Here is a 10,003-nt window from a genome sequence, read left to right as displayed (position 1 = left end):
TAATAGCAATTGCTATTATGCCTCCATCAGCAACTCCAACCGGCATAAAAACCTAGATTATATAGCAACGGTCTATAATGGAATCAATGCTGAAGAATTCAGCTTTAACGAACAGCCAGAAGACTACTTGATTTTCTTTGGCAGAATTCATCCGCATAAAGGAACCGCTGAGGCCATTCAGATCGCACAGCAGAGCCAGAAAAGACTTAAAATTGTAGGCATCATACAGGATGAAGCCTACTTTAAAAAGGAAGTTGAACCCTTTTTAAATGACGACATCACGTTTATTGGGGCAGCAGGACCAACCCAAAGAAATGAATTGTTGGGCAAGGCAGCAGCACTGCTGCATCCCATTAGTTTTGATGAGCCCTTTGGACTTTCCGTAGCCGAGGCAATGCTTTGTGGTACGCCTGTGATTGCCTTTAACAGAGGTGCTATGCCTGAATTAATCAAAGATAAGCGAACAGGATTTTTAGTAAACAACATGAAAGATGCCATTACCTCTGTTACGGAGCTCAAATCTATCAACCGTGCTGATTGCCACCAATGGGCTTTGGAGAATTTTACAACACAAAAAATGGTAGACGATTATCTCTCCATCTACCATCAAATTCTTAATAAATAACAAGCCCTAAATTTAATTGAAAAGCCAATTTCTATACAAAGGCTGTCTTACTCACAGAATCTTTTAGCTTAGCCAATAAGGACTCCAGGTTAACAGTCACGAATGAGGAACAATAATCGGATAAACCATAAGGAATAACCAATTCACCGTTGTGAATAATAGAGCCACATGAATACAGCACATTTGGCACATAGCCCTCGCGTTCATCCATATTAGGAATGACTAATGGCTCATGCAGGCGCCCTATTTCAATAGAAGGATCTTCAAGGTCAAGTAAACTTGCGCCCAGGCAATACCTTCTCATTGGGCCAACACCATGGGTAATAACCAACCAGCCTTCGTCAGTCTCAATAGGAGAACCGCAATTCCCTATTTGTACATATTCCCAAGGAAACTCAGGTTCCTGAAGTTTTATCGGTGTATCCCATACGGTAATTCTATCAGAATACATGAGGTAATTATTCCAGCCATCAATACGGGATAACATCGCGTATTTACCGTTCACTTTTCTTGGAAATAAAGCTAAATTTTTATTCTGCGCACCACCGCCATGCAGCGGACTCACTTTAAAGTCGTAGAAATCTGTGGTTTGCAATAGTTTAGGCATAATCAGTGCCCCATCAAAAGCAGTATAAGTAGCATAATAAATTATGCTGCCATCATCATTAATAAAACGCACAAATCGAGCATCCTCAATGCCCCGGCGCTCAAATTCAGAAATCGGGAAGATAATTCGGTCTGAAATGTCCGTATCCCTGGAGAAACTAATTTCATGATAAGCATCAGACAACCAAAGAATCTTTTCGTATTCTAATTTTTTAAGCTCATTTTCCTGCAGCATCTTCGATTCGATAATTACCCTTCTCAAAGAAGCATAATCAAATTTATCGTTGAGTTTTTTTTCTACTTCATCCAATACTTCGATATCTATATTAGAATCCAATGCTTTTTTCAGAAACAGCTTTTTATTATAAACTTCATTTCTGATGATTTCAGCTTCATCGACATAATTCCCTGCAGGTGTGACAAAGATATTGTTATGCTTATCTAATAAAGCCCTTCTGAATACTATAGAAGAAATATGCCCTTCCCCTACCGCTCTAAAGCTGATAATTACTCTTTTTTCGCCGTCCACTAAATCATTTTGATTAGGGTCTTCAATAATAGAAGGATTAAAAAATGCGGCAGATTCTATTGAATACTCATGTGTAAAATATGAGCCAATCAAAAGCCGCTGGTATTTATCTAACATCTCATAATCTATCCCCATAATGTCGATGCAAAATTTGACTTTCTTACAATGACGCGCTAAAATCTTCGTAATGTTCCGGTGACGTTTAGAATATTCCTGAAGTATAGGAGATATCATTGAAAATATCTCATCTTTTGATAATGCAAGAACCAGCTTGATCACTTGTTTAGCACGTTCCTCTCCATTAAAAAAAAATCTTGCAATTACACGTTTAGGATCAGGATATACCTTAACAGATTTACGGTTTATTTGTATTCTCATAGGTTAATAACATTTATAGGGGGTACATTAGTTTTAGAAACCTTCAACTATTTGCCTATGTAAACTACTTACAAGTGTTATGCCATAAATACCACCCAAAAACTGACAATTTTACAGAAAAAGTCAAAATGACTGCAAATGACAGCTTAACAAAGCAAGGATTTTTTTGAGTTTTGTCACCCAAAAACAATAACGGCTTTCTTTAATATTCATAAATCCCTATTTATTAATATTTCACCAAAAACACTCTTTACAGAACATATAGCTAGATTTTCTTTGGCACGGGTATTGACTATAAGACAATAAAGGTCAGAAATACAAAGAGAGAAAATGACCAGAATGTTTAACTAAAAAAAAGAAAAAGATGAAAAGGTTATTATTATCAATCGTTGCTCTTGTTGCATTTACTTTCTCAACACAAGCACAAACTGAAAAAGGAAATGTATTATTAGGTGGAAAAGTTGGTTTTGGTAGCTCAAAAACAGATGGTGCTAATAAAGCAGATGTTAATTATAATTTAGTTCCTACTGTTGGTTATTTTGTAGGTGACAACTTTGCTGTAGGTACAGGCGTAGGCTATAACTACAATAAAGAAGTAAGCCATAAAAATTTAAACAAGGCGTTTGAAGTATCTCCGTTTGGTCGTTACTATGTAGATGTTGCTGATCAATTCAAATTCTTCGGACAACTATCTGTACCTATGGCTTTTGGCAGTAACACTTTAGTTGACAATGACGGTAAAAAAGCTGATAGCAAATATGCTTCTACAACTAGTATTGGTGTAAATTTAGCTCCTGGTTTTGCTTATTACCCAACCAAAAAAGTTGGTATTGAAGTTTCAGTTAATGGTTTAGGTTATAACAACTATGCTGTTAAAGATGAAGCTACAGGTGCTAAAGTTAAAACAAATTCATTTGGTTTAGACGCTAATGCTTTTGCTCCTAAATTAGGTGTAATATTTCACTTTTAAATAAAACATCTCCAGCTCATTGGTTAGATAAAGAAATGAGCTCTTGATGAAATATAATGAAAAGATGCCTTGGTTAATTTAACCAAGGCATCTTTTTTTCCTATTAATTACTAAAGCATATTAAAGCCATCAATAACTTTTTCATTTTGGCATCATCTACAATTTCATCTATCGCGAAAATATAAATGGTCTCTCCTCTCAACGGTTGTTATAAATAAGATATCTTTATGGTTTTTATGTTTCATCACCTATAAAAACAAATAATTATCAATGAAAAACTATTTCTTGCCTTTTGCCGCTGCTTCATTTTTTTTGGTTGCAGGCTGTCAATCAAAATCACAAAACGTTATTGCTGATGCCAATGCAGCAACAGTTTCAACTTTAAACGATACTACCAGCGCTGAAAAAGCTGCTCCTGTTGATGTCAAAGACATTAAAGTTGCCGATGCCAAGACCATCCTTGCACGTAAACAAGTACCTGTATTATGTTATCACCAGATTCGCGACTGGAAGGCCACAGATTCTAAATCTTCCAAAGATTACATCATTCCCATAGGCACTTTTAAAGAACATATGAAAATGCTTGCCGATAGTGGGTACCACACAATCTTGCCCGATGAATATTATGCCTATTTAAATAAGGGTACTACGCTTCCAAGCAAACCCATCATGATTACATTTGATGACACAGAGCATAACCAACATGCTATTGCTGCACCAGAATTAAAGAAATATGGTTTCAAAGGTGTGTTTTTTATAATGACGGTATCTATAGGCAGACCTAATTACATGACCAAAGCTCAAATTAAAGAATTGGCAGATGATGGGCACGTTATTGGTTCACATACCTGGGATCACCATAACGTAAAAAAATACCAGGGTAAAGATTGGGAAGTTCAAATTGATAAACCAACAAAAACTTTAGAGGAAATTACAGGACAAAAAATTACTGATTTTGCCTATCCATTTGGTCTATGGAATCCAGAAGCTATTCCGGAGCTTAAGAACAGAGGAATGAAATCTGCCTATATCTTGGCCACTAAAAGAGATGAAAACGATCCTTTATTTACCATCAGAAGAATTATTTCTAGTGGTTACTGGAGTGCTAAAACATTAAGCAATAGCATTAATAATAGTTTTTAATGCTACTATACATCAAAAGCCTGTTTACCTTAAATGGCATACAGGCTTTTTGCTTTTACAAAGGGCTAACAGTATTAGAAGAGCTCCAATATGCGGTACTGCTTTTGATTAAAGGTAACTGTATCGTTTACAGCTTTGCCAAGCAACAACCGCCCTATCGGCGACTGTGCTGATATAGCGAAATAAGATTTTTGATCTACCGTTAATTGACCAGCACTAATACTAATGTAAAACGCCTCCTCAGAAGTGATTACAAGGTGACCACTTTTAATTCTGTCGAATGGCTGAAAAGATTTTAATCCTTCAAGTACATGCAGATTTTCCTTCGCATCCATCAGCAATCTTTTATTTCTGGAGATATCCTGTTGCATCATCTCCCTTGTGGTCTCAAACTTATCTCCTGCACTGCTCTTCGTATCATCATTACTGGCTTCACGAGCCTGCTCTAAAGCAGTTTCAGCAGTTTCTATTCTTTGTTTAATAAACTGCTGACAAAGCGCATATAATTGACTTTTTATTTGTTCCATTTTTAAATTCAGTAACTACTTAATCCTCTACCCATTTTACCTTCGCTGCTATTGGTGTTCTTTTTACAGGAGGTGGTAACTCTTTATAATATCCCATGTAAAATAAGCCATAACACTTTTCATTTTCCTGCAACCCAAGGTACCCTCCTAACCCCGCAATTAATTCTGGAGAACTCCAGTAGGCTCCAACATTTAAAGCCTCAGCCGTAAGGGCCATGTTTTGCACCGCACAAGCCAAAGCAGCAAGCTCTTCCCACTCAGGCAATTTTTCCGGATGCAGTTCTACATTAAGCGCAATGACACAACTGGCCCTGTTTATTTTATCAGTGATACTATTGTATTTTTTTTCCAGGAAATACTGCGAAGGAGTACATTCTTTATAAATATTTGCCATCACTACACCAAGTTTACGTTTTCCTTCACCACGAAATATAACAAAACGCCAGGGCTCAGTTAATTTATGCGTAGGTGCATAATTAGCATTTTCAAGTAGTTGTTGAATTACTTCTACAGGAATCTCCTTATCAGTATAATTTACAGGAAAAACGCTTCTCCTTCTCTTGATAATTTCTGTAATGGTATCTATTGCCTCAGCCATAATCATATCCTCTTAAAAAACAAAGTTAACTTTTAAGGTTATAATTACGCTGTTTAAATCTGGAGTAGCCTTAATCAGGCATATTGTTGTTTCATTCTTTCCAAAAGCATTTTAGTTTTCCGAATGCCATCTACCTCAGACAATTTTGAACCTTCATACTCAATTCCTATAATACCAGACCAATTTGCCTCCTTTATAATTTTAAACATACGACTATAATCAATGGAGGTTTCATTTCCCTGTGCATCAAAGTCATATGTTTTAGCACTAATCCCTTTAGCGAGGGGTAACAACTCCTGCACCCCCTGGTACTTATCGAATTCAATTTTCTCACTTATTCTAAAATTCCCAAAATCAGGAAGTGTCCCACAATAAGGATTATTAACTTGTTTGATCAACGAAGAAAGCCATTTACCATCAGAAGAATAACCGCCATGATTCTCGACTATGACATTTATCTGGTGCTGTTGACCAAATTCGGTCAATTTTCCTAAACCCTCAACGGCAGCACTTTTCACTTCTTCAGCAGTTCCATTGCCTGCAGCATTCACACGGATGGTATTACAGCCCAAAGTTTTAGCCGCAATAATCCATTTATGATGGTTCTGTACAGCGGTTAATCGAGCCTTTTCATTTAAATCCCCTAATGATCCCTCGCCATCAACCATAATCAGGTGATTTTGGATTCCCTCATTTTGAGTTATGGTGAGCAGTTCTTTAAGATAAGCAGGGTCAGTTTCTTTCTGATTGAAAAACGGACTTACATATTCAACAATGTTAATTCCAAAATCATTCTTTGCTTTTAAAGGAAAATCAAGGTTCGTCATTTTTCCTCCCTGTAAAGCTTTATGAAAAGACCATTCAGCCAAAGAAATATTAAAAAAATCTTTCTTTGCAAATGCCATCAGTTCTAAAGGGATTAACGTTGAAAGTCCTGCAACAGTCGTTAACATCCCCATATCTTTCAAAAATTTTCTACGGTTTATAGTTTTCATTGTTTTTTGGTTAAAAACAGTATTGCCCACAAGTTATCCTGTAAGCACAAATTTTGATTGTCTTGCTCTCTAAAATAATAAATTATTATGTGATTGTTGCAGTGAATAACTGAATTATTTGCCCGTTTCCATATGGGGTGCATCTACTGGTTTAGATTCAGGAGATCCCTTTTGCCGTAAATATATAGTTAAGAAAACAATGGCTAGCACAGATAAAAATTCACTCTGCCAGTTTTGAAACGTTTCAAACCAAAACAAAGGTTCTGCCAAAAATTCAATCACATTCACTGTTGGTTCATGCGCAAGCACCTGTTCAACATTAAAATCTTGCCAGCTGCCATATAAATGTAATCCCCAGCTGCTAAAAAACAAGATAAAAAAAGCAATTCCTAAAGAATTACTATATAATTTTAAAATCCACCCGCCCTTCCTTACCGGCCATGGTGCATCAGCCGTTGGTAGTGGCTCACGATCTACCTCTTCTTTTTTGTCGAGAGACTTAGACTCTGCTGATCCTAACTGCCTAAGCTTAATGGTCAGCAATACATATAAAGCCATTTGCAAGAATTCACTTTCAAAATTCTCAAAAGTAGCAGAGATAAAATGGCCACTCTTCAGATAGTTACCAAAGCGGAGTGTTCCAGCATTTTTCTGTTGTAGTTCAAGGTTATGTTCTTTCCATCCAAAGAAAGCCTGTGCACCCAACGTGACCATAAATAAGATTAAAAAGACTATAGATAAACTGTTGCGATAAAAAAATGAATACTTCTTTTTTGGAGTTCCCATGTTATGCTATTCTATTGGAAAAAGATAACAATTCAATGGGCAACAAGTTTAATGAGCTCTTGTACTTCCACAAAAATGTACGCCGTTTAAATTACATCAATACTAAAAATATGGACACTATGTTCAAAAAGAAAGCGGGTTATGAAAAATCAACTCCTTAACCCGCTCTAGATTTTACCTTACGTCCCCTTTTACTTTATTCGCAGTACCCCTACCTGGAAGATAAATCTGTAAACCGAAAGACAGACTCAGATTGTTCTGATAATTAGTGCTACCAAAACCTGCAAGTCCATTGTATTTAAACAAGGCTTCCAATCCTATATTTGGTGTTATAAAATAGGCAAAACCTGGGCCAAGGCTAAAATTTATCCCATTGGTACTACCACCTCCATCACTCACATTCTGACCTCCAAAACCAACAGTTGCCTCTCCAAAAATGCGGCCATGTCTCAATACCTCCACATCAGAGCCTGTATAATACCTGCCTAAAACCCCAACACCATAATTTGTGGTCGTGGTAGAGTTTTTAGCTGTCTGGATGCCAAACTGAAGGTAGCCGCCAAGTGCAATATTATCCTGAACAAACCAAGCGGCCTTAGGAGATATTTCTGCCGTAAAAACATTAGGCCTGTCTAATCCCAGGTTAATATCCGCCAGGTCAGCCCCAAATAAAACATTGCCTCTTTGAATTTGCGCATTCGCAGAGAGTCCAATCCCCATTAATGCTGTAATTAAGTAAAAATTTAAAGTTTTCATAAGTTATAATTGTTTTTAATAGGTAACAAAGCTATCATTAGCTTCTAACTAGGTGTAAAATTGTAAGCTAATGATGGTTAATAATTCTTCTTTTAAAACGCTTATTAAAACCTAGAACAGGCGATACAAAAAATTGTTTACTAAATGATTATTAGATTTTTACCTCAAAAAAATTTAATGTTTTCTGCAATTTTTTCAGGAGTTAAATAGGACCTTTTTGGCCGTTTACTATAATAATTAATTAACTTTAACAGATGAAACACAATAAACTATCCGCTATACCTAATTTAAAGTACCCCTTTCTTGTACTTACCGCTATCATTTTAATAGCTGCACTTTATTTTGCAGGTGAAAGTATGGGTGAATTTATTTATAAGCTGACACATTAATGATGCACAGCAGCTGCTTGCCCATTCAAGCATTTATAAATTATAACTACCTTTGCAACTTATTTTGTAAGCATTTATGATTTCAGTATCTAATTTATCTCTACGTTACGGCAAACGGACCTTATTTGAAGATGTTAACCTTAAATTTACCCATGGCAACTGTTATGGTGTAATTGGTGCAAACGGAGCGGGTAAATCAACTTTTCTAAAAATTCTTTCAGGTGAAGTGAATCAAACTTCTGGAAGTGTTGCTTTTACTCCCGGCGAAAGAATGGCGGTCCTAAATCAGGATCACTATGCCTTTGATGAATTCCCGGTAATAGAAACCGTTATGATGGGTCACAAGGAATTGTATGACATCATGAAAGAAAAAGATGCCATTTATGCCAAGGAAGATTTCACCGATAAAGATGGTGAACGTGCAGGTGAACTTGAAAACAGGTTTGCTGAAATGGATGGATGGAACATGGAAAGCAATGCAGCCACTATGCTGAGCAACCTTGGTATCAAAGAAGAACACCACTATAAACTCCTTAAAGAAATTGATGGTAACCAAAAAGTACGTGTGCTATTGGCACAGGCTTTATTTGGTAACCCAGATATCTTGTTGCTTGATGAGCCTACCAACGATTTAGATATTGACACCATTGCATGGTTGGAAAACTTTCTTGCAGATTACCAGAATATTGTATTAGTAGTAAGTCACGACAGGCACTTTTTAGATGCTGTATGTACGCATATCGTTGATATTGACTATAGCAAAATGAGCATTTACTCAGGTAACTATACCTTCTGGTATGAGTCGAGTCAGCTAGCTTTAAAGCAACGCAGCGACCAGAACAAAAAACTTGAAGAAAAAGTAAAAGAACTACAGGAGTTTATTCAAAGGTTTAGTGCCAATGCCTCTAAATCAAAACAAGCTACTTCCCGTAAAAAGGCTTTAGATAAAATTGATTTATCAGAAATTAAACCATCCAGTCGTAAATACCCTGCTATATTATTCAATAACCTGGGTAGAGAAGCTGGTGACCAGATTCTACAGGTAGAAAACCTGAGCAAAACTGCTAATGGTGAAGTGTTGTTTACCAACGTTAACTTCATGGTTAATAAAGGCGATAAAATTGCTGTCATCTCTCAGAACAGTTTAGCGACTACAGCCTTTTATAATGTTTTAACTGGTCGCGACAACGATTATAAGGGAACTTATACTTTTGGGGTCACTATTAATATGGCTGATATTCCGAATGACAATACCGATTATTTCAACGGTAAAGACATGAACCTTGTAGATTGGTTAAGAGAATATTCAGATACGGATAAGGATGAACAATTTGTAAGAAGCTTCCTTGGTCGTATGCTTTTCTCTGGTGAAGAGGTATTGAAAAACTGTAAAGTATTATCTGGTGGTGAGAAAATGCGTTGCATGTTCTCTCAGATGATGTTGAAGCACCCGAATCTTTTATTATTCGATGAGCCAACAAATCACCTTGACCTTGAATCTATCACGGCCTTAAACAACGGTTTAAAAGATTTCAAAGGTACAGCCTTATTTACTTCTCGTGACCACGCTTTAACAGAATCTGTGGCTACAAGGGTAATCGAATTGACACCTAAAGGAAGTATCGATAGAATGATGACTTACGATGATTATATCAACAGTGAAGAAATAGCTGCCATTCGTGCAGAAATGTATAAATAACC

11 protein-coding genes are annotated in these 10,003 nt (G+C 36.5%); 5 read left to right on the top strand and 6 right to left on the bottom strand.

Annotated features, from left to right (window positions below; translation table 11 throughout):
* Nucleotides 1-625: glycosyltransferase (locus ACR2F7_RS14300; protein ID WP_432714227.1), on the top strand; the 625-nt coding region annotated here is incomplete at its 5' end.
* Between the two features lie 31 nt (nt 626-656).
* On the opposite strand, the gene ACR2F7_RS14295 is transcribed toward ACR2F7_RS14300, so the two are convergent.
* Nucleotides 657-2,138, bottom strand: a complete 1,482-nt coding sequence (locus tag ACR2F7_RS14295) for a glycoside hydrolase family 130 protein (protein ID WP_432714226.1) — start codon at nt 2,136-2,138, stop codon at nt 657-659.
* Nucleotides 2,139-2,502: 364 nt separating this feature from the next.
* Here ACR2F7_RS14295 and ACR2F7_RS14290 point away from each other — a divergent pair, with 364 nt between their 5' ends.
* Nucleotides 2,503-3,108 carry an outer membrane beta-barrel protein gene (locus tag ACR2F7_RS14290; RefSeq protein WP_432714225.1) on the top strand — a complete coding sequence of 202 codons (606 nt, stop codon included), beginning with the start codon at nt 2,503-2,505 and terminating at the stop codon, nt 3,106-3,108.
* A gap of 270 nt (nt 3,109-3,378) precedes the next feature.
* Nucleotides 3,379-4,251, top strand: a complete 873-nt coding sequence (locus ACR2F7_RS14285) for a polysaccharide deacetylase family protein (RefSeq protein WP_432714224.1) — start codon at nt 3,379-3,381, stop codon at nt 4,249-4,251.
* 74 nt (nt 4,252-4,325) lie between these two features.
* Here the strand turns inward: ACR2F7_RS14285 and ACR2F7_RS14280 are convergent, their stop codons facing one another.
* The 4 genes from ACR2F7_RS14280 to ACR2F7_RS14265 all read right to left on the bottom strand — a co-directional run bounded on the left by ACR2F7_RS14280 (nt 4,326) and on the right by ACR2F7_RS14265 (nt 7,085).
* Nucleotides 4,326-4,778: a 3-oxoacyl-ACP synthase gene (locus tag ACR2F7_RS14280; RefSeq protein ID WP_432714223.1), complete on the bottom strand. Its 453-nt coding sequence runs from the start codon at nt 4,776-4,778 to the stop codon at nt 4,326-4,328.
* A gap of 19 nt (nt 4,779-4,797) precedes the next feature.
* Nucleotides 4,798-5,376 (bottom strand): nitroreductase family protein, encoded by a 579-nt coding sequence (locus tag ACR2F7_RS14275; RefSeq protein WP_432714222.1) that lies wholly within the window; start codon nt 5,374-5,376, stop codon nt 4,798-4,800.
* 74 nt (nt 5,377-5,450) lie between these two features.
* Nucleotides 5,451-6,371, bottom strand: coding sequence for a sugar phosphate isomerase/epimerase family protein (locus ACR2F7_RS14270; RefSeq protein ID WP_432714221.1), 921 nt, complete (start codon nt 6,369-6,371; stop codon nt 5,451-5,453).
* Nucleotides 6,372-6,485: 114 nt separating this feature from the next.
* Complete coding sequence (locus ACR2F7_RS14265; protein WP_432714220.1) at nt 6,486-7,085, bottom strand: DUF6766 family protein; 600 nt, start codon at nt 7,083-7,085, stop codon at nt 6,486-6,488.
* A gap of 44 nt (nt 7,086-7,129) precedes the next feature.
* On the opposite strand from ACR2F7_RS14265, the gene ACR2F7_RS14260 reads away from it, so the two are divergent.
* On the top strand, nt 7,130-7,318 hold the full coding sequence (locus tag ACR2F7_RS14260) for a hypothetical protein (protein ID WP_432714219.1): 189 nt from the start codon (nt 7,130-7,132) through the stop codon (nt 7,316-7,318).
* Between the two features lie 13 nt (nt 7,319-7,331).
* Here ACR2F7_RS14260 and ACR2F7_RS14255 read toward each other — a convergent pair whose 3' ends face one another.
* Nucleotides 7,332-7,913, bottom strand: a complete 582-nt coding sequence (locus ACR2F7_RS14255; RefSeq protein ID WP_432714218.1) for a hypothetical protein — start codon at nt 7,911-7,913, stop codon at nt 7,332-7,334.
* Between the two features lie 465 nt (nt 7,914-8,378).
* Between ACR2F7_RS14255 and ACR2F7_RS14250 the strand changes: the two genes are divergently transcribed.
* Complete coding sequence (locus ACR2F7_RS14250; protein ID WP_432714217.1) at nt 8,379-10,001, top strand: ABC-F family ATP-binding cassette domain-containing protein; 1,623 nt, start codon at nt 8,379-8,381, stop codon at nt 9,999-10,001.
* Nucleotides 10,002-10,003 lie beyond the last annotated feature (2 nt).

Source organism: Pedobacter sp. (genome assembly GCF_045628745.1).
Classification (GTDB): Bacteria; Bacteroidota; Bacteroidia; order Sphingobacteriales; family Sphingobacteriaceae; genus Pedobacter.
Note: the sequence above shows the minus strand (reverse complement) of the source record. Positions and strands in the feature narration are given on the sequence as shown.